We start from the raw sequence: 19,430 nt of genomic DNA, 5'->3' as shown, positions 1-19,430 counted from the left end.
AGAAACCATAATTCGAGCGGCTCAATGAACTATTGCGGCGAAGACTGAGCCTGGGCTTGCGGTTCTTCGGTCGTATGGGTGCCAAGTATTGCATGACCTTCGGCGCTGCGCGGGTCAATGGTGCGAAGATGCTTTCTGCCCTGCATTTCCCAAATTGCCGTGACCTGCCCGTCTTTTTCTACTGCATGATAAGTAATCTCGTTTTCTTCCATAATCCTCCTGAAATTTCAGCATAAGTGCTGGCGTCATTTTAATCGCCAGCGGCAAGTCATGTCCAGCGCCTTGATTATTTCAAAATCACCTCGAGCAAAAACTCGTCATCCCATTGCCCGTCTGCAAATAAAAAAATGTTATTTAACAAATCCTCACTGCCATCCGGTTTTTTCGGTTGATTAACCGGTGGGGCGTCCTGTTGCTCATTGAGGAGTTGCTGCTCTTTTATCCGTTGACGAATTTCGCGTTCTTTCTGGCGGAATCGTCTGACCTGTTCGGGAGTGATGACGCTGCGGATTTCTGCGCCGCGTCGCGATTGCAAGCGGATTTGTGCAGTTTGGGCGGCGACGACCTCATCGGTGAGTTGTTTGATCAACCCTTCATCGAAATTTTCATTCATCAACGCCCGGTCAAGCGCCTGCCGCGATTGTCGCAAACGACGCCCGACAGCAATCGCTTCGTCTTCGTGAAAACGGTTGATTTCACCGATACGCATTCGCTGTTGCGGCGTGAGCGCCAGGGCTTCCATCAACTGGGCTTTGATTTGCCTTTGAATGAGGTTGGGCGGACGATTGGGATTCATTACATCCGGTTTGATGCCTGGAATATTTTTCGCTCCCGGTCGTCCGAATCGCGGCGGAACATTGCGTTGTTGCCCTTCCATTCGCTGTTGAATTTTTTGTTGCCGTTGCTCTTGTTTGAGGATTCTACGGTTATTCGCCTGCCCGAAGGCACTAACCTGACTTAGAAATGCCGATATGATTAGGGCAAAAATATAGGTTTTTATGAAAATTCTTCTCATGGCGCACTCCCATCTTGAACCGATTACCGCCTCAAGCATTTTGACGAACCCGTAAGCCACAAAGTTTGAATAAATCTTAACTGCGTAAGCAAAAAAGGTAAAAGCCAAATGTGAACGGATGACGAATCTATAAATGCCTGTAAATAAATGCCACAACAATAACGCAGGGCGCGAAATTTAAACTCCGACTTCGCGCCCTGCTACTTTATCTTTAACCTATTTTGCCTTTTAACTTTTGCCTTCTACTTTTGCCTTCCTTATTAATTGAAGCCTGTGCGTAAATCGGAAAGTGAAAAACACGAAATTCAAGACTTTTTTTGATCTTTTTCACACCAAGAAAAAGTTTAAGCCTCACGAAATGCGTGTCAAGCTCACCAAACCCGCATGAATAAAGGCTCTGAATTACGCCCAGGCTTCAGTTATTTGTCCCGTTGAAATTCGCCGCGCAACGGAATCGGCTTACCGTCTGGCATAACGAAAGTCCCCTCTACGGTATGATGGATCGCGTCGATCATTGTGAACACCATACCCTTCAGGTATCCTCCCCGCGTGCTTCCGGTGACATCGAGAAAACTGAACTCGATTGCCTTTCCATCCGGCGACATCTTCCCCTCCAAGCGAGACCGATTTCCGGCGTCACAATAATGGGTCGCGAGCAAACGATCCCCGTCCAGGTAGAACATCGTGATCTCATGGTTTGGGGGACCCCCTCCGTTTGTATTCCCCTCATGTAGAATTGCAGTGCCGCTGGATGCGGCGCGAATTGTGAAGTTGATTGATATGCCCATGATCGTACCTTGCCACGACCCCGTCAGGGTTTTCATTTTCTCGAACGCCTTCTGCGCGTCCGACTGCGCGGCGGCAGTTTTCTGTGACCCTTGAGCCAGAGCGACGGAAGCTAGTGCAAGAAGACAGACCAGAAGTGCCGCCAAGCCTTTCGGTCTTAGTTCTCCGAAACGCTTGACAGGTCGCGCGCCAGGACAGTGGACAGTCCCGTGAGAGATTCTGCCCTCCGAATCTTTGTGAGTAACGTCGACGGTGTATTGCATAATTTTTTCCCTTTTTGAATGATATGAACGGGTATCACTGATCTACACGAGTGACTGAGACCAGTGATATTCCTAAATCACGCACTTTCCTTAGCAACCCATGCAGCGCGGACTGATCGGCCACCGTGCCGGTTAAGAGCGTTTCGCCATTATCCTCCAGCGTGACGGTCAGTCCCCCAAACCAGTCCTCCCATTGAGAGCCCAGATGACCTTTGACCCGGATTTGATAGATTGTCGGCTGATTAGTATCAGCGGTTCGATTAAGTGCTTCTGCCATTGTCTTGCACCTTTTGCGACTGACCGCAAAGGTCTGCGCTACAATATCCTCAATGGGGTAGTGGCGCATAGATACTAAAGTATGGTTTTGGGGTATGGTTTTGGATTGCTTGGCTATAACAGACCCAACTCGCGGGCACGGGCTACGGCTTCGGTGCGATTTTTTACCTGTAACTTGCCGAAGATTCTCTGATTGTGCCCTTTCACGGTTACCAGCGCGAGGAAGAGCTGTTCGCTGATCTCTCGATTGGAGAGTCCCTGGGCGATGAGCCGCAGCACTTCTAACTCGCGCTGACTCAACCCTTCGATCAGGGACGGGACAGGTGTGACCGGAGGCAGAGAAGATGTGTCATTACGCTTCGGCGTCTCTGTTGCAAATGCAGCCAGCAGTTTAGCGACGTAGTCTGGCATCATTCCATGTGCTGCCGCCTCGGACAATAGGTGAGCCATCGGCTTACCTTCATCGACAAAGAGGCGGACGAAGCCGCCCGGCTCTGCCAGCGCCAACGCTTCACTCAGCAGTTGCAACGCTTTGTCCTTTTCGCCATGCGCATGGTGAGCGACAGACTGTAGCACCATTACCTTGAGCCGTTCATCCTGCCAACCTTTTGCCTCCGCCTGTCGGCGCAATGGCTCCAGTACCGCCAATGCTGCCGAAGCGTCTTCCCTGGCAAGGTGTACCCGGGACTGACTGAGAGGGAGTTGGCGCGTTTTGGCCAGCCGCTCGGCTGCCGCCAGATTGCCCTGGTGAAGGAAAGTAACCACTTGTGCGGCAGCGACCTCAGCCGCCCGGTGCGCGAAATGATGCCGGCGCACGGATTGGTCAGCCTTAGCTAGAACAGAAGCCGCGCCGGCTACGTCTCCCCGCGCAAGCTTCAGGCGGGCAAGAAACACCTCACAGATAATAAATCGGTCAATCACCCGATCATACTGCTTCGCCAGGTCGAGACCCTGTCGCGCGTGTTGTTCAGCGGCATCGAGATCGTTCCATTCGTAGAGTACGCGGGCCAAGCCAAGGTGCGCTTCGTGGACAATCTGAAGCGGCTGCTCACTCGCCATTTGCAGCACCCGCCGGTAGGTGGCGGCGGCCTCATCGAGCCGGTTTTCTGCTGCCTCCACATTGCCCAGACCAACTGTCGCCAGGATGGCAGTGAAGATATCTCCAGATTCCTGGCTGAGCGATATCGCTTCGGTAAAGGCTCGGCGGGCCGCCCCCCGATCTTGCGAGAAGAAGTGAGCAGCCCCCATCGTCCAATAGGCGGTAGCGCGGGTAATCATGCTGTCGGGGTGCAGATACTCCAGGGCGCGGCGCGATTGGGCAAGCATGGTTTCTACATCGTACCGGGTGAGCGCCAGCACCGCGCGGGCCGCGGCAATCAGCCCGACAAGGTTTCGGTCATGGTCTTCCGCCCAGCGGCTTTGCAAGGCATCTTCAGCGGACTGGAGTTTCTCTTCCACGCCGGTCGTCTGTCCATGAATCAGCAACAATGAGGCATGCCTCCACCATAACCAGGGTCTGGCGTCCAGGACTTTCCTGGGCAGCGACCCCAGCCAGTCCAAGATAGGGGCTACTGCGCCGCGAAGGTGCTGGGGAATCCGGTCTCCTGCGATGAGTCTCTGAGCGCGCTCGACATCACCTGCGGCGGCAGCATGGCGAAACGCTTCAACCGCCAAGCCATGATCTTCAAACCACTGGCTGGCACGGGTGTGCAACTCGTTCATCCGTGCCCGCGCATCATCTGGTGATAGGGCGATGTTCTGGTGCAGCAGCCTCTGCCGCAGCGAGTCGGCGAAGAGGTGGTGATAGCGATACCAGCGCCGCTCGTTGTCCAGAGGGACGATGAACAGGTTGGAGCGTTCAAGGTATGCCAGGGTTTGCTGCCCGGAACCGGGTCGTTCAAGCAGAATGGCATCACACAAGGTGCCGCACAGACGGTCGAGGATGGAGGTGCGCAACAGGAAGGTCTGGATGCTTTCGGGCTGCCGCTGTAGGACTTCTTCAACCAGATAATCCAGCACGAAATAGTGGCTGCCGGTGAAAGACTTGATGAAGTCGGCGGCGTCTTTACGCCCTTGCAGTGAAACCGCGGCCAGTTGCAGCCCGACGATCCAGCCTTCGGTGCGCGCTTCCAAAGCGGCAACGTCTTCTGCCGAGAGCTTGAGACTCATGGTCTGATTGAGAAACTCAGCCGCTTCGGCAGGGATAAACCGCAAGTCGGAGACGCGCAGTTCGGTCAACTGGCCGCGGGCGCGTAACCGGGCCAGCGGGAGCGGCGGGTCCTCACGGGTGGCAATGACCAGATGCGCCTGCGGTGGCAGGTGCTCCACCAGAAAGGTGAGGATGTGGTCAATCGGTTCGGTATCGATAACGTGGTAGTCGTCAAGGACGAGGATGAAACTTTCGGCGGTGGCGGTGACCTCATTGAGCAAGACCGTCAAAAGCGATTCTGTCGGCGGCAGCTGCGGCAATTGGAGCATTCCCAGGACGCCATTCCCGATACTTGATGCGACGGTCTGCAAGGCGGCGACGAGGTAAGCCAGGAAGCGTCTGCGGTCGTTATCCCCTTCGTCCAGGGAAAGCCAAGCCACCCGCCGTTCACAACCGGCAACCCATTCACTGAGCAGTGTCGTTTTGCCAAAGCCGGCGGGGGCGGAGATGAGGGTCAGCTTATGGTGTAAGCCCTCCTCCAAACGTTCGATCAGGCGCGGGCGTAAGACGACTTTAGGGCGAGGCAACGGGATGTAAAGTTTAGTAGCTAAGATCTGCGCAGACATAAGAGATACCTGTCCCAAGATTCAAAAAGCCGCAAGGTCTGAACGCTCGAAACTTCTAAGCTTGGCGCGGCCGCTTCTCTTTTCTCGCTTCCTTGCTCCCTTCCTTCGTCAATCTCATCTGCCGGAATAATCCATTGTTCAAGGTCAACGACCCTGGTCGGGACTGCTTTCGGCAAACTTTGAATTTCTCCAAAGTCTTGAATTAATTATCTCTGGGCACGGCAAGCATGCGCTCAAGCGCAAGGCGCGCGCCTTCCATAATATCCGCTTCGACTTCAATCTCGAATTTGTCCTCAATGAGCGAACGCTTCACATCTTCGAGGCTAATCATCTTCATATAAGGGCAATGCAGACGACAGCCGATGCAGCCGTCAGCCATCACAAATTCCTTGCCCGGATAGCGTTTTTTCATTTGATGAATGATGCCGTTTTCGGTGGCGACGATGAAGGTTTTCACATCCGGGTATTTGGCAATGCGCCCAAGCATCGCCGTGGTCGAGCAGACTTCATCGGCAATCGCGATGATGTCTTCGCGGCATTCGGGATGCGCAATGACCACGGCATCTGGAAATGCTGATTTGGTCTTTTCGACATTCGCGCCACGCAGCACGTCGTGCGTCGGGCAAGCGCCGTCATAGACGACTACCTCTTTTTCGGGTAATTGCTTTTTGACCCAACTGCCGAGGTTGCGATCTGGAGTGAATAAAATTTTGTCGGTGTTCAAACTGCGGGCGACCGCTACGGCGTTTGCAGAGGTGCAGCAAATATCGCTCATGGCTTTTACGTCCGCGGTTGAATTCACATAGGTGATGACTGTGTAGCCTGGGTAGCGATTCTTCCATTCCTGCAAACTTTCGGGCGTGATGGAATCGGCAAGCGAACAACCAGCCGAGAGATTGGGAAGTAGTACCTTCTTTTGCGGATTCAAAATTTTTGCCGATTCTGCCATGAAATGAACCCCGCAAAAAACAATTAAATCGGCATCGGTCTTTTGCGCTTCGAGGGCAAGTCCGAGACTGTCGCCCACGACATCGGCAATGTCCTGCACTTCGCCGACCTGATAATTGTGCGCCAGTATGATGGCATTACGACGCCTGGCAAGTTCACGAATCTCTTCCATTAAAAGTTGATGAGGGGCGTCGATTACCGGCGACTGCGTTGATTCGAGATTGACAAATTGTGTGCTCATTTTTCCTCCACTTTCGCCCCGCGGTCGGTTTTGATTTTATCCGTGCCGGCGGGAAAGATTCGCCAGAATTCTTTGCGAATCAGACTGACAATCATAACGCTTTTGTTCAACCCGTGATAGCGGGCGACGGCTTCAAGCATTGCTACATCGCGATCTGCCGCCGAATAGGTTCTCACTTTGTTCTTTTGCATAGCAAAAAACTCATTATATAAAATTTATATAAATCTTATACGTTGCGAAACCGCTCACTGTCAATTAAAAGTTTCAAAGGGGATATAGATATACTCGAAAAATGTCTACACTTTCTAAATGGCGTGAATATTCTAGGACTCTAATCCTCTTAAATGGAAACTTGAATTTGAGCCGTTGAGCGAACCGACTGCCCATTGTCAATCATCTTGAGGGACTGGAGTTTGAACTCCTCATCATATTTTCGACGAGCCAGTTTTGCTTTTTGTGTTTTCATAATCTTTCATTGTTTAAGCAATACTGGTGTCCGTCAAATTAGGACCATCTCAAACTCCGTTTTAGTAATTATGGTTCTGCATATTTAATTGTGTTTAAAGTTATTGCAAAATTATGACGGAAAGATACATTGACATCGAACCTAATAAATAGTAAAACCCTACCATCGTAATACCAATGTCTTGGTTTTATAAAATTGGCAGAAAGTTTGATTTAATATTGGCATATTAATTCTGCCTAGTTTTAGATTATTTTGTTAATCACTTTAGGGGTGAGAATAGATTAATCATCTACAAGCTCATAGCCACCTAAAACCCAGTCAGTTCTAAACTAAGTAATGCCTGAATGAAACAAAATTTGAGGGATTTTGATTACTGTTAGCTACGTGGAGTCAGAGCAATAATGTTATCCAATAGCGGATTAGGACAGTTTGTTAGAGTCTGCCGTACATCTTTTACTTGCCCCAAGACTATGGTTCGGGCGGTCTACATTTCAGAATTAATCCGAAATAATAATGGTATTAAATTAGATAAATATCTATTTGAAAAGATCCCTTTTTTCTATCGAGAGCCTTCACAAATTCAGAAAAGCTTTGAAGATGAATTATTCTTTACACCAATTATTGACACTCTTAATCGACTACCCGATGCTCTATCTTTTATAGAATCACATTTCTGCGAAATAACTGCTGGCGTATTTGCTGAAGAAGTAATTGGGTTAAAAAAACTGTATAGCAAATTATCACTTTTAACTACACAAAATGGTAATGCCAACAAGATGGATTTAGTTCTTTATAAACCACTTTCTGATCCAGTAGAGTTCGTATTTGTAGAGGTGAAATCAAGTATGAAGACTTCTGCGGACGGGCTACCTGCTAATCATGATAAATCCTGTTTTGCTGATATATTCAACTCACTCAATGAATACTCTACTGTGGACAGGGATTTTGATCTTGGTGCGGCAAAAGATAGAATCGAAGGTCTTTCAGAACCTGAGCGAACAAGAGTACGTAAAGCATTATTACCGTACTCCAATTCTAAGATTCATTATGTTGGTTTCGCAATTATTGACCTATCAACTAAACTAGATGATGAAATATCTATACTTGCAACTCGAAAAAACAAAAAGAAAATTGAAATTGATGTGCTGTGCATAGAAGAAATTCCTGATCTTGCGAAATCCGTGTATGACAAAATTGATCAAGTGAGGAAATCATGTTTGTAATAGACGAAATCAAGTCTGTTTTAAATAACCATGATTTTATTAGTGATCTGCAATGGGTTCGACAATCACTGGCGATGCATCGCTATGGTCAAAAATTTCCATCTGGTAATGGATCTGTTGCTCGTTTATCTTATTTCGTAGAAAGTGTTCTATCCAGTGCTCCTGGTTGGAAGTCTAACGACGCTCTAAATTTGTGCTCTATTGCGGGTGAAATAGCAGAATTACTTTCAAGTTATAAAGACCTTTCAGAAATAACCCAAAGAAAAATGCGGATAAGGTCTGCTTTACTTTATGAACTTGCTGAATTACCAGCCTTAAGTTCTGCTATCTTGAAAGAACAAGATTTAACCGGATTACTTGGTGATTTATTTTCTAGAAAAGGTTTCTTTTCAAATTTGGGAGTTAATGGGGAAATGAAAAAATATCGCTCTGCCCCTGTTAAAGCGAATGTAACTGAATTAGATCTAGTTCTTTCCTATGATGCTTTACGACTTGCAGAATATGAGCAAGGAGAAGAACAAGCACCAGATAAATTCGCATCCCAAATACTTGCCAATCTAGCTAAAGAACTTTCGATTGGTATGAGCACTACAGAAATTAATGCTTTCGCTGCAATTATTAATAAGCGGCGATCTTATGCAACTCGATCTAATGTTGAACACGATTTATTACCCTATCTTAGGGAAATGAAATTTCCAGCCGAACTTTGGGCTACACAGGTTCAAGCAATTCAAGCAGGACTTGTGAATTATCATTATGATAGTTGGGGATTCGCCGCACCAACAGGAACAGGGAAAACTTTTCTTGCCAGACTATTAATTGCAAAAACACTACTCGATAACCCTGAGACAAAGATTCTTTATATTGTTCCTTCTAAGGCTCTCGTTCAGGAAATCTGCTCAGAGCTAAGCGATGTTTTTGCCCCTCTCAATTTTTCAGTGGTGCAAGTTAGCCCACAAATGATTGAGCTTAATACAACGGAAGAAAAAGAAATAGCAACCTGCTCAGTTGCGGTATTAACTCCAGAGAAAGCAGATTTACTATTACGATTGGGAGTAGATTTCATGGCAAATGCTTCTTTGATCATTGTAGATGAGGCGCATCATATCGAATCTGGAAATCGAGGAGTTTTGCTTGAGTTATATTTATGGAGAATTAGAAATTTATATAAAGTACAAACGAGAATAGTATTTCTTTCCGCAGTTGCACCAAATGTAGATGAGCTTGCTGAATGGCTAGGGGATAATCCAGGCGGTCTTGTTGCTGATAGGCGATCAACACGCATGCGTGCTGGCGTCTATCACGTTAAAAAGCAAAATGCGAAAGGAGGCTGGATCGACTACTCCGATAACACCTCAATTAGGATTGTCGATTCTCTAGAAAAAACACAGGAGAAACAGTTAATCCAATTAGCTGAGAAAGTAAGTCGAGTAGGCCCTGTCTTAATTGTGGCAAAAGGGAAAGGGACTTGTGAAAGTTTGGCTAAGAAAACAGGCATTTGGTTAGAAGAAAATGGGTTTTTGAAGAAATTAACAGAAGACGAAAATAAATCAGATACAATTCAAAGATTAGATTCCAGGCTAGAACGAGAAATGTATGCATCTGTAGAGATGCGTATTCTCCTGAAGAATCGCATAGTTTATCACCATGCTGGTTTACCTCCTCGCGTAAGACAGTCTGTGGAGGAAGCTATTCGTCAGAATTATGTTGACTATGTATATGCGACAACGACATTAGCGGAAGGAGTGAACTTCCCTTTTTCATCAGTTATTGTCCAATCACTGGCTTTACGAGAACCGCCGGAAAAAGGGAAACCTGCAAGGTACAATCCGGTTACACCAAGATCGTTTTGGAACATTGCTGGTCGGGCTGGTCGTCCAGGTTTTGATAGAGAAGGGCAAGCCATACTTTTTGAGCCAAGTCTAGGTGCAGAAAAGGTAAATGCTGTAGTTGAGAATTACCTTGATCCCTCAATGAAAGGAATAGATCCTGTGCATAGTGCGCTGGCTGAAAATATTAAAGAAATATCAAGGAGCATTGATGCTAAGGAATTCACGCTAGATACTTTAGAGACTGTTGCACTTCCAGAAAATATAACAAGAAAAGTGCGAGGAACAATAAATCTACTTCGCGTTGGTATAATACATGCAAAAACGTCTAAACAGTTTATGTTCCCAGAACAAATACTAGAAGGCTCATTTGCATTAAGACATTTAGATGACGCTGAGATACAAATTGCAACTCAGCTGATTCAATCCCAAACTGAAGTAGTTGATAAGTTTTTAGCTGAACCTGGCGCACCTTCGGTTGATATGATTGCAGAACTTGGTTTATCTATAGAGACTTTATCTGACTTACGTGATTATGTACTCAACTTATCTAATTGGGAACTTAAACAAATGAGAAAGGTAATGATCGGCGGGAAAATTAACTTTAATCAAGCCAAGTATATTGTTGGCCCAGTAGCCAAAAGAATGGCTGAATTAGAAGGCCCCAAATTAGGAGGACTATATACAGAAGTGATTTTACAGTGGCTTTCGGGAGTTCCTTTGGTAAGTGTGAAATCAAAAGCAGAATATAAAGACTCTCTGGAGGAACTAATAAAAGTAATCTACTCTAGAATACAATATTTATTGCCTTGGGGATTATATGCGTTTCACCGCCTCGTGGAAGAAGAATTGAAGCGAAGGAACATATTTTCTTATAGTGATGAAATTCTTTCCTTAGCCTACTTAGTGGATGCAGGAGTTCCAAATTATGATGCATTACGGCTTGTCAGATTGGATATGGAGCGTGTAGACGCTACTAGACTTGCTAAAGAGTATCACAAGAGAAAACCGTATTTGGATACAGATATTATAGGTTGGCTTCTTAAAGAAGATCTAGACAGTGTATTAGCGTTTGTTAGAGGCAGCGATAACCGCAGAATTGATCCTGATTTAATCAGATTATTAAATGAGTTTAAAGGCAACTCTTCATTAATGCATTAGTTATCTAATAATGAAGCAATTACCATGCTGATGTACTGAGTAGATTTGCAGTCAGATTCTCTATGTCTTCAGCAATTCTCAGTTTGGAAAATGGCGCTGCCGGTCAGCCCATTGATTGGACTGCAATTGTTGAAAATAGGCTCAAGAAGCGAGGGCGCTTGCGCCAAACTCACTCTGATTCTGATGCGATCAGGTCAAACTGAGAATTGCTGCTATGTCTTTGTCCAACTTTATGGAGTGAACCATGTATGCTGCGAGTTGCTGATTTAGGTGACAGATTCCTTTTGCAGAGAGAGAAAATCACTCTGTCTAAAGGTATAAGTTTTAATGACAGATAATATTTGCATCTCCACTTTAGGTCGTAAGGGTTCCATCAAATCATAAATCAATGAATTTCTGTTCGGACGATAGGAATGCAGATAGCCAATTGTCGGATCGAGTCCGGCAGCCAAGGTCGCGATTAATACTTGGCTCTCTAAAGCCGCATAGGCATAGTTCAACATTGCATTCACAGGTTCAGTTGTATTTCGATGAGACATCCCGAAAAACGGAGCCTGTGCATCATGCCATCAAAATTCTGCACAGGCTCTACTCCTTTGATGAGCACGAAATGGTTTATTTAAAATGCTACTCAACAAGACAGAAAATGGTCTCAGGATTGCCCATCTCAGGTCAGGCAAAGGGATTTTTTAGTAAAATTTTTGCACCATATCGGCTTGCGGTGCGTTTGATAAAGTCCTAGTATGTGAGCCTAAGCTTCGTCGCCCCCACCTCACCGGGTGGAGTCAATCTTTCTGGGAGTTTTAGATCGGTGAAATTTAAGAAAACCTTCGCACAGGCGCTGCTCTATTGTTTAATCATCAGTCTGATTGCCGTTCAAGCCGGAACCGATAAAGTCAAACTCGGACAATCGCGCAAAATCGTTTTGCCATCATACTCGATTCTCGATGAAAACGCGCAACCGGTTATCTCTGCGAACGGTAAAATCGGCTTTGTCTCTTCGATCACCGATGGCTCGCTGCTTTCGTTTAATACCTCAACCGGAAAGATTTTATCTTCCATCGTGGTGGGCGAATCGGTTGGCCCAATCACCTTGATTGAAAACAGCGAACGCCGTTTGATTGCCGTGCCGGCGGCGAATTTGCCGACTGCCGGAAATCCCGCGACCGTCAGCATCATTGACGCGACGAAATCCAAACAACTGGAATTGCGCTCGATTTTTATTTTGCCAAACGACGCGCAAATCACCCCAAAAACCCAAGCCTATCTTTCACGCGACGGTAAATTCTGCGTCATCGCTGCGAGTTTCAACGAACCGACGCTCTATGCATTCAGCCTTGAACGCGGGCAACTGGTTTCGCAATTCCCGCTCATCGGGCGACCTTCGGAAATGGCGTTTTTTGATGATGGCGCGCGTCGCCAACTGGCAATTGCGAGCGCCGCTGCCAATACCCTCTCATTGATTAAATTGAATGATGACGGGCAATTGATTTCGAGCGGTCAATTCACGCCTGCGGACGCGCGGTTTGAAGAGACCAACAATCCTGCATTCAGCCTGGATGGCGCAAGCGTTTATATGGCGGCTGGCGATGGCGACAAACTTTATGCCGTCAATGTCGAAGATGGTTCGTTGATTGATACCCTTTCGGTTGACGCGCCGCAAAGAATTTCCGTAGCCAAAGACCTCAACGATCTCGAATGCATTGGCGTTACCCGCATTCGTCGCCCGATTAATGTGAAATCGGGTGGCGCGACCATTATTGCCAAACAGGATAAAAAGCTCGCCATCAAGACCCAGTTTACACCGCCCGAAGGCATTGAATTTTCGACCGCCAATAACCTTGCTTTCAATGAAGCCGGAACCACCGCATTTATCGCTTCAACAACCGGCGTGCTCTTTGCTTTCAGCACGGCAACCGGCGAACTCGAATCCTATCAGGTGGTCGGCAATGAATTGCGCCGGTTGGTCGTAAGCGACGCCGGTAAAAAAGTCGCCGCAGTGCGTTCAAATTCCGGCGGCGACGAAATTGTCATCACCTCGTTTGAAACCGTAGAAGCGGAAACCAACGCGCCGGTGGATTTGCTGCCGACCATCAAGACCATCAAACCCGAAGCCGTCGAGCAAGGTTTGAATAACAACTTGCGCATCGCCGTTGATGGTGAAAATTTTTCGGAAGGGGCGGCGCTTTTAGTGAACGGGGTAGAGGTGGCGACCGATTCGTTCAACGGTGGCAAACAACTCGCCGCCGCATTGCCGAAATCCTTATTCAAAAACTTAGGCGAAATTACTGTGCAGGTGAAACGCGCTGATGAGTCGATTTCGCCGCCCGTAAGTTTGCGGGTGATTAAACCGCAAGCGCCGCTCATTGATTCCATCAGCCCGCAGGAAGTGCCTTCGCCGGCATCGAATTTCACGATTAAAGTGAAAGGCAAAAATTTCCGCCAGAGTTCGGCAATCTTTGTTGAAGGGCAACAATTGGAAACCGCTTTAAAAGCCGATGGCGAATTGCAGGCGCGGGTCACGGCAGAAATGGCGCGTTCCATCAAGCAACTTTCTATAGAGGTCAGAGATGTTGCAACCCCTGAACTCGCATCGAATGCCAAAACTCTGAGCGTTGTCAGTCCAAGCATCAGCGAGGTAAAACCTTACAATGATGTGATTGTCGCGGGCGACAGCAGTTTCAGTTTAAAAATCAGCGGCGAGCATTTCAATGCAACGACGCGCGTGGAAATTAATGGCGAAACCATTCCCGTTTCGCTTACCAAACGCATCAGCGACAAATTAATCGTCGCAACCGTTCCCGGCAGATTCGCGCAGCAGGCGAAAACCCTTGCGGTCACAGTTCGCAATACGGGCGGCGATGTGTCGAATGCCTTGAATCTGGAAGCCCGCGCCCCGGAAATCAAATCCTCGACACCGAACGAAATCGCCGCCGGTATACGCGGTACGAAAGTTACAATCAATGGTGAAAACTTCCGTCGCGGGGCACGAGTGTTTCTGAGTGACGGCAAAGGGCAAACCATTCGCGTTGACCGTGTGCGCGTGAAATTCGTTTCCAAAACGCAAATTATCGTCAATTTCATCGGCAAGTTGAAACGCTTCCTGGCAAAACCCGGTGAAGTGCAGGTTAAGGTCGTCAACCCGAATCGCGCGACCGGCGTGGATTCCGAAATTTACGCGCTCAAGGTTTCCGAGCCGTTAATCAGGAATGTTGTCTTGAATCCGATTACCGGTGATGCAGCCAATAGTCGATTGCTGATTGACGGGTCGAATTTCCGCAGAGGCGCGGTGATTGAATTTATTAAAGCGGGCGAAGTTATCCGACAACAGGCGCCGGTCAATGTGAAAGCGGGTCAAATCTCGCTGGTGATGCCAACTCGCAAAGCTGCTGCGCTCGGCAGTTTTTCAATTCGGGTCATCAATCCCGGCGATATTCGCTCGAAAGTCGCCGACGTACAGCATAGCGAGGTGGCGTCGGGCAAAGATGAATAAGCCATAAAAACTCAAAGAAGTTGTTGGGCATTATCTCTCTTCAATCGAGGCGCGAGTTCAACGCGCCTTTTTATTTTTCTTTTTGAAGCGTGCTATACTGGCAATGGTTATTTGGAGTGGGTCGGACGGTCGCTGGCTTATTGTAAGCGAGAGGAAAGTCCGAACACCACAGGGCAGCAGACCGGCTAACGGCCGGGCGGGGCGACCCGACGACAAGTGCAACAGAGAACAGACCAGCCAGCGGCTTTCTTAGGAAAGTGCGGGTGATGGGTGAAACGGTGAGGTAAGAGCTTACCAGCGCGGGTGGCGACACTTTGCGGCTAGGCAAACTCTCTGCGGTGCAAGACCAAATAGGGAAACGCTAAGAGGGCGGCTCGTCCAATGCGTTTTTGCCCAGGCAAAAGCGCGGCGTTTTCGGGTAGGTCGCTTGAGCGTTGAAGCAATTCAACGCCTAGATGAATGACCGTCGCTCAACTTTGATAAGGCTTGCGCTCAGGCGCAAGTCAGTCAAAAACGAGTACAAAATTCGGCTTACAGACCCGCTCCAGTTACCGCGCAATTAAACATTCGAGAACCTTCATATGCAAAAAAAATATTTATTTGGTTTGATTGGATTGGCAATCGGTATTGCCGTCAGTTTCTGGGGAACGCGCGCTTTTAATAACAACAACCTAACAGCCGGAACCACAGCTCCCGGTGCTGGAACGAATGCGCCGATGAGCAGTTCGGGAGGCCAGCAGGCGATGATGGGCGATGTTTCCAAAACCATTGAAGCCGCCAAGAACAATCCTAAAGATTTCAACGCCCAGGTCGAAGCTGCCAAAGTTCATGCGCAAATCGGTCAGGATGACCAGGCTGTCGGCTACCTGGAAAAAGCTTATGCCGCCGACCCGAAACAGTTTGCCGACATCAATGCTTCGGGTTATGTCGGACAATTCTATTTTGAGCAAAAAAAATATGCCGATGCGGAAATCTGGTTTACGCGGGCGCTGGCGGAAAACCCGAAAGAGCCGGATGTCGAAGTCATGCTTGCCAAAATTTTTATGAATCGCGAACCGGCTGACCCTGACAAGGCGGTTCAACATCTACAGGCAGCCTTAAAACTGGATGCGAAAAATGGGCACGCGCTGGGACATCTGGTTGAAGCGTATGCCTTAAAGAAAGATGCGCGTGGCGCGGAAGAGGCGTTGAAAAAACTGCAGGAAACCGAACCGACCAATAATCGCATCGCATCATTGCAGACGATGGTTGCGGATTTGAAAGCCGGAAAAGCGGTGACTATCCCCAAGGAGTAGCCGAAAAGATTTGCAGGAACGAGGCGAAAAATTGATTCGATTTATCATCTACAGCGTGATTGCCTATTTCGTCATCCGCTTTGTGAAGCGATTGTTCAAAGCTTCAACAGCGAATGTTGGCTCAACGGCAAAACCGAAATCTTCGGCGCAGTCAAAAGATGATTCATTGATGATTCGATGCGCTGCCTGCGGGACTTTTATTACCCAGGGCAGCGCCATCGCCATCGGCAGCGCGCGCTTTTGTTCAAGCGCCTGTGCGCGAATTCAACCGCAAAAGGTTTAAGTTCACCGCCTGATTTTCTCTCGAATCTACAAGCCCACCACAAATAAAGCAGGGTCTTTTTTGCTTTCGGCTAAAAGACCAATGCCCAAAGGCTTCATCCCTGGCGGATTTCAAATACGGGTGACCAGAAACCTTTTGTCACCAAGACGCGAAGGGGATAAAGGTACACAAAGCCTCTAGGTGAATCTTCGTGTCCTTTGAGCCTTGGTGACAGCTCAAGATTTTTGCAGAACTTTGGCGTTGAACATCGTCTTGATAATTGATTGAAATTTTGCCGAAAGAAATTGTCTAAAGGGAGAACCAAAGAATGAAAATATTGCAGGAAGGCGACTCCGGTCCTGATGTCAGACGATTGCAAAAACGCTTGCTCGAATTGGGCTTTAATCCCGGCATTATTGACGGGCAATTCGGCGCAGGGACGGATGCGGCTTTAAAAGCTTTTCAAAAGAGTGAAGGATTGTTGCCCGATGGCATCGCCGGAAAAGCCACGCTTGAAGCGATGAATTTGAAATTTACCGGCGGGGTTTTTGATATTTCCGATGTCACGGTTCAGGTGGTTTCCAAAATGCTGCCGGCTGCGCCCGTCGGTAATATCAAAGCCAATTTAGCCATCGTTTTGAAAGCTCTCGTGGATGCGGGCATTGCCGATAAAAATATCTGTTTGATGGCGATTTCGACGATTCGCGCAGAGACCGCAGGGTTTGCGCCAATCAGCGAATTCATCTCGAAATTCAATACCTCGCCCAACGGTCAGGCGTTTGACCTCTATGACAATCGCAAAGATTTGGGCAATCAGGGAAAACCCGATGGCGAACGCTTCAAAGGACGCGGTTTCGTTCAACTCACGGGGCGCAGCAATTATTTGAAACATGGAAAAGCCATTGGTTTGGGCGACAAGCTGGTGAAAAGCCCGGAACTCGCGAATGACCCGAAAATAGCCGCGAAACTCTTAGCCAGTTTTTTGAAAAACAAACAAACGGCAATCAAAACGGCGCTTTTACATAACGATTTGAATGAAGCGCGGCGTCTGGTCAATGGCGGGGCGCACGGTTTGAGTGAATTTATCGAAGCTTTCAAAACCGGAAAAGCCTTGCTCGCTGATGCCTGAAGAAAATCATCGAACTGCGAACTTGAGTTAGTTGCGCCGGTTTCTTTAGAATAGGCATTTCGATTTTTAAGAATTCAGCCATCATCAATGATTAAAAAATTAATTTACAAGTGGGAACACAAATTAGCCCGCCGAGATAACAACCGCGTCGTGCGCCCTTTTGAATGGGGACTTGAACATCTGCACGACAACGGTTTCGGTTATACAGACCTGCACGTCAACGGCAGAAGCGAGCGCGATATTTTGTTTGAATTCAATGAACGCGCCATTGCCGAAAGCCATAAGTTTTTTTCTGCTCCGAAAACCACCGAATTTGCATTCGATGGGGAATGGCTGACATTTCGCAGCGCCGTCAAAACGCCTTATGCAGAAAACAATCAGGTTCACGCGAGATTTTTTCCTGTGCTGCCGCGTTCTGAACAGGAAAGCGATTCGCCAGCCGAGCAGTTAGCCCGCGCCAAACGCCGCGCCGTACTGGTGCTGCCCCATTGGAATGCCAAGATTGATGAACACGTCGCGCTTTGTCGTTTGCTCAACCGCATCGGCATAGCGGCTTTGCGAATCACCTTGCCGTATCACGATAGGCGTATGCTTCCGGGGTTTGAACGCGCCGATTATATTGTGAGCGCCAATGTCGGGCGCACGCTGCAATCGAATCGCCAGGCGGTTTTGGATTGTCGCGCGGCAATTGACTGGTTGCAATCGCAAGGCTACGAACGCATCGGCATACTGGGAACCAGTCTCGGCTCGTGCATCGCATTTTTGACCTTTATTCATGAAGAGCGTATTCGCGCAGGCGTGTATAACCATGTATCGAGTTTTTTCGGCGATGTGGTTTGGGAAGGGATTACCACAGCGCATGTCAGACGCGGGCTTGAACAGGCGATTAATCGCGAAGAGTTGCGCCGCGCCTGGCTGGCAATCAGTCCCAACGCCTACGTGAAGCGTTTAGCTGAAAACCGGCGGCACGGTTTATTGATTTCGGCGCAATATGATTTATCGTTTACGCCGCAACTCTCGCAATTGCTATTTGAAGAATGCGACCGGCACGGCGCGAATTTAGACCGCGCAATAGTTCCTTGCGGTCACTACACGCTCGGAAAATTGCCCTATAAATATTATGCGGGCTATCTGATTTTGAACTATTTTCGCAAACACCTGTGAAGCGATGGGAAGATGGTTCATTCGCCCTTATGGACATTTCTCTTGATAGATGGGGGAACAATCGCTAATCTGAAAATATATTTTTATGATTGATGATTGAAAAAATATTAGGGTGACAGATTGAAATTGACTATTGGAGGATTTGAAAGTACATGCCGATATATGAATATCAATGTGATAAATGCGGGAATCACATCGAATTGATGCAGAAAGTTGGAGACCCGGCTCCGAAACGTTGTGAAAAATGCCGGAAGGGAAAGATGGAAAAGCTTTTTTCGCGCACCAGCTTTCAGTTGAAAGGTTCAGGTTGGTACGCTAGCGACTACGCGAAAAAGCCTGCTGCATCCGGTAAGTCCGGGAGCAAAACGGAAAAGAAAACCGAAGCCAAAGCTGAAAGCAAAACTGAAAGCAAATCAGAAACCTCATCTTCCGATACGACTCCCGCATCTGCCGCATAAAATTCTTCAGTGAAGAAGTGCCCGGATTTACTGGGTATTTCTTCACTTTTAACACGGTTCACCAAGCCCCTTGGTTCGTTCAAGTTTGATTCATTTCACAAGTCTCCCCCGGATAGTTATTATTTAATTGCAAGTAGTTGAACTTTGTGGCGTTCTGGAAATGAACGAAGCTTGGCAGGAATAAGCCAACCGATATTTGCGATTTAAAATAATGACAACTTGGATGCGCTCGCTGACATCTTAACGTGGCGCATAAAAGAAAACTAATTAAGAAGCAGAAACGTAGAAACACGAAGAAAGGGGGTTAAACACATGGCCAGTTTCAAAGATCCTGCGCTGACATTTGAGCCGATTGAGGTCATCGAACGCTTGTTGGAAATTAAAGACTTTTATGGCTATCGCCCGATTTTGAATATCTCCTCGACTGATGACTTAGCCATGTATCTCGATGCTCTGGGATTTGACATTTATAGTTTGACCGAAAATACCAACACGGCTTTCGATACCACCTCACGTAGCGTTTCGGTGTTACCGAGTGGCAGCCGTTCACACGAAAGCGCAACCACGCATTAAAAGTTTTTCTAAACAGGTCACCCGCAAAATCTGTGACTTGAAACAAGAAGGCAGAAACGAAAGCTGAATTCGT

At 47.7% G+C, this 19,430-nt stretch carries 17 protein-coding genes, 1 other RNA gene and 1 pseudogene; 10 read left to right on the top strand and 9 right to left on the bottom strand.

Annotation, left to right across the window (positions count from 1 at the left end; genetic code table 11):
- Positions 1–29 precede the first annotated feature (29 nt).
- From AB1757_27230 to AB1757_27195, 8 genes are all read right to left on the bottom strand, one after another.
- Entirely contained in the window at positions 30–212 is a 183-nt protein-coding gene (locus AB1757_27230; GenBank protein ID MEW6130752.1) for a hypothetical protein, read from the bottom strand.
- A 74-nt stretch (positions 213–286) separates the two neighbouring features.
- Positions 287–1,015 carry a Spy/CpxP family protein refolding chaperone gene (locus AB1757_27225; GenBank protein MEW6130751.1) on the bottom strand — a complete coding sequence of 243 codons (729 nt, stop codon included), beginning with the start codon at positions 1,013–1,015 and terminating at the stop codon, positions 287–289.
- A gap of 419 nt (positions 1,016–1,434) precedes the next feature.
- Positions 1,435–2,064, bottom strand: coding sequence for a hypothetical protein (locus tag AB1757_27220; GenBank protein ID MEW6130750.1), 630 nt, complete (start codon positions 2,062–2,064; stop codon positions 1,435–1,437).
- A 34-nt stretch (positions 2,065–2,098) separates the two neighbouring features.
- The gene (locus AB1757_27215) at positions 2,099–2,341 is read right to left on the bottom strand and encodes a hypothetical protein (protein MEW6130749.1); all 243 of its coding nucleotides are present in this window, start codon (positions 2,339–2,341) and stop codon (positions 2,099–2,101) included.
- A 113-nt stretch (positions 2,342–2,454) separates the two neighbouring features.
- Positions 2,455–5,115: a LuxR C-terminal-related transcriptional regulator gene (locus tag AB1757_27210; protein MEW6130748.1), complete on the bottom strand. Its 2,661-nt coding sequence runs from the start codon at positions 5,113–5,115 to the stop codon at positions 2,455–2,457.
- Between the two features lie 202 nt (positions 5,116–5,317).
- Positions 5,318–6,304 carry a quinolinate synthase NadA gene (gene nadA / locus AB1757_27205; protein MEW6130747.1) on the bottom strand — a complete coding sequence of 329 codons (987 nt, stop codon included), beginning with the start codon at positions 6,302–6,304 and terminating at the stop codon, positions 5,318–5,320.
- A complete protein-coding gene (locus AB1757_27200; GenBank protein MEW6130746.1) occupies positions 6,301–6,495 on the bottom strand; it encodes a hypothetical protein in 195 nt (64 codons plus the stop codon). The genes nadA and AB1757_27200 overlap by 4 nt, the downstream gene beginning before the upstream one ends.
- 149 nt (positions 6,496–6,644) lie before the next feature.
- Positions 6,645–6,770: a hypothetical protein gene (locus AB1757_27195; protein ID MEW6130745.1), complete on the bottom strand. Its 126-nt coding sequence runs from the start codon at positions 6,768–6,770 to the stop codon at positions 6,645–6,647.
- A 401-nt stretch (positions 6,771–7,171) separates the two neighbouring features.
- Here AB1757_27195 and AB1757_27190 point away from each other — a divergent pair, with 401 nt between their 5' ends.
- Positions 7,172–7,993: a Hachiman antiphage defense system protein HamA gene (locus AB1757_27190; protein ID MEW6130744.1), complete on the top strand. Its 822-nt coding sequence runs from the start codon at positions 7,172–7,174 to the stop codon at positions 7,991–7,993.
- Positions 7,984–10,983: a DEAD/DEAH box helicase gene (locus tag AB1757_27185; GenBank protein MEW6130743.1), complete on the top strand. Its 3,000-nt coding sequence runs from the start codon at positions 7,984–7,986 to the stop codon at positions 10,981–10,983. The genes AB1757_27190 and AB1757_27185 overlap by 10 nt, the downstream gene beginning before the upstream one ends.
- Before the next feature lie 266 nt (positions 10,984–11,249).
- Here AB1757_27185 and cas1 read toward each other — a convergent pair.
- Positions 11,250–11,525 (bottom strand): annotated as a pseudogene (gene cas1 / locus AB1757_27180) (CRISPR-associated endonuclease Cas1).
- Positions 11,526–11,794: 269 nt separating this feature from the next.
- On the opposite strand from cas1, the gene AB1757_27175 reads away from it, so the two are divergent.
- The 8 genes from AB1757_27175 (at position 11,795) to AB1757_27140 (ending at position 19,357) form a co-directional block, all read left to right on the top strand.
- Positions 11,795–14,476 (top strand): IPT/TIG domain-containing protein, encoded by a 2,682-nt coding sequence (locus AB1757_27175; protein ID MEW6130742.1) that lies wholly within the window; start codon positions 11,795–11,797, stop codon positions 14,474–14,476.
- 113 nt (positions 14,477–14,589) lie between these two features.
- Positions 14,590–15,026, top strand: an RNA gene (rnpB, locus tag AB1757_27170) — RNase P RNA component class A.
- Positions 15,027–15,057: 31 nt separating this feature from the next.
- Positions 15,058–15,771 (top strand): tetratricopeptide repeat protein, encoded by a 714-nt coding sequence (locus AB1757_27165; GenBank protein MEW6130741.1) that lies wholly within the window; start codon positions 15,058–15,060, stop codon positions 15,769–15,771.
- Positions 15,772–15,781: 10 nt separating this feature from the next.
- A complete protein-coding gene (locus tag AB1757_27160; protein ID MEW6130740.1) occupies positions 15,782–16,054 on the top strand; it encodes a PP0621 family protein in 273 nt (90 codons plus the stop codon).
- Positions 16,055–16,361: 307 nt separating this feature from the next.
- Positions 16,362–17,162 carry a peptidoglycan-binding protein gene (locus AB1757_27155; GenBank protein ID MEW6130739.1) on the top strand — a complete coding sequence of 267 codons (801 nt, stop codon included), beginning with the start codon at positions 16,362–16,364 and terminating at the stop codon, positions 17,160–17,162.
- A gap of 87 nt (positions 17,163–17,249) precedes the next feature.
- Entirely contained in the window at positions 17,250–18,326 is a 1,077-nt protein-coding gene (locus AB1757_27150; protein MEW6130738.1) for an abhydrolase domain-containing 18, read from the top strand.
- A 152-nt stretch (positions 18,327–18,478) separates the two neighbouring features.
- The gene (locus tag AB1757_27145; GenBank protein MEW6130737.1) at positions 18,479–18,784 is read left to right on the top strand and encodes a zinc ribbon domain-containing protein; all 306 of its coding nucleotides are present in this window, start codon (positions 18,479–18,481) and stop codon (positions 18,782–18,784) included.
- A gap of 312 nt (positions 18,785–19,096) precedes the next feature.
- Positions 19,097–19,357 carry a hypothetical protein gene (locus AB1757_27140; protein MEW6130736.1) on the top strand — a complete coding sequence of 87 codons (261 nt, stop codon included), beginning with the start codon at positions 19,097–19,099 and terminating at the stop codon, positions 19,355–19,357.
- The last annotated feature ends 73 nt before the right edge of the window (positions 19,358–19,430 follow it).

The organism is Acidobacteriota bacterium, from assembly GCA_040754075.1.
In the GTDB taxonomy this organism is placed as follows: Bacteria; Acidobacteriota; Blastocatellia; order UBA7656; family UBA7656; genus JBFMDH01.
The sequence above is the reverse complement of the archived record's forward strand: the minus strand, read 5'-3'. Positions and strand labels throughout refer to the sequence as shown.

Bases quoted from the DNA above. Each gene is read 5' to 3' on its own strand.
- AB1757_27230 (MEW6130752.1), bottom strand. From the start codon at position 212: ATGGAAGAAAACGAGATTACTTATCATGCAGTAGAAAAAGACGGGCAG.
- AB1757_27225 (MEW6130751.1), bottom strand. From the start codon at position 1,015: ATGAGAAGAATTTTCATAAAAACCTATATTTTTGCCCTAATCATATCG.
- AB1757_27220 (MEW6130750.1), bottom strand. From the start codon at position 2,064: ATGCAATACACCGTCGACGTTACTCACAAAGATTCGGAGGGCAGAATC.
- AB1757_27215 (MEW6130749.1), bottom strand. From the start codon at position 2,341: ATGGCAGAAGCACTTAATCGAACCGCTGATACTAATCAGCCGACAATC.
- AB1757_27210 (MEW6130748.1), bottom strand. From the start codon at position 5,115: ATGTCTGCGCAGATCTTAGCTACTAAACTTTACATCCCGTTGCCTCGC.
- nadA (MEW6130747.1), bottom strand. From the start codon at position 6,304: ATGAGCACACAATTTGTCAATCTCGAATCAACGCAGTCGCCGGTAATC.
- AB1757_27200 (MEW6130746.1), bottom strand. From the start codon at position 6,495: ATGCAAAAGAACAAAGTGAGAACCTATTCGGCGGCAGATCGCGATGTA.
- AB1757_27195 (MEW6130745.1), bottom strand. From the start codon at position 6,770: ATGAAAACACAAAAAGCAAAACTGGCTCGTCGAAAATATGATGAGGAG.
- AB1757_27190 (MEW6130744.1), top strand. From the start codon at position 7,172: ATGTTATCCAATAGCGGATTAGGACAGTTTGTTAGAGTCTGCCGTACA.
- AB1757_27185 (MEW6130743.1), top strand. From the start codon at position 7,984: ATGTTTGTAATAGACGAAATCAAGTCTGTTTTAAATAACCATGATTTT.
- AB1757_27165 (MEW6130741.1), top strand. From the start codon at position 15,058: ATGCAAAAAAAATATTTATTTGGTTTGATTGGATTGGCAATCGGTATT.
- AB1757_27155 (MEW6130739.1), top strand. From the start codon at position 16,362: ATGAAAATATTGCAGGAAGGCGACTCCGGTCCTGATGTCAGACGATTG.
- AB1757_27150 (MEW6130738.1), top strand. From the start codon at position 17,250: ATGATTAAAAAATTAATTTACAAGTGGGAACACAAATTAGCCCGCCGA.
- AB1757_27145 (MEW6130737.1), top strand. From the start codon at position 18,479: ATGCCGATATATGAATATCAATGTGATAAATGCGGGAATCACATCGAA.
- AB1757_27140 (MEW6130736.1), top strand. From the start codon at position 19,097: ATGGCCAGTTTCAAAGATCCTGCGCTGACATTTGAGCCGATTGAGGTC.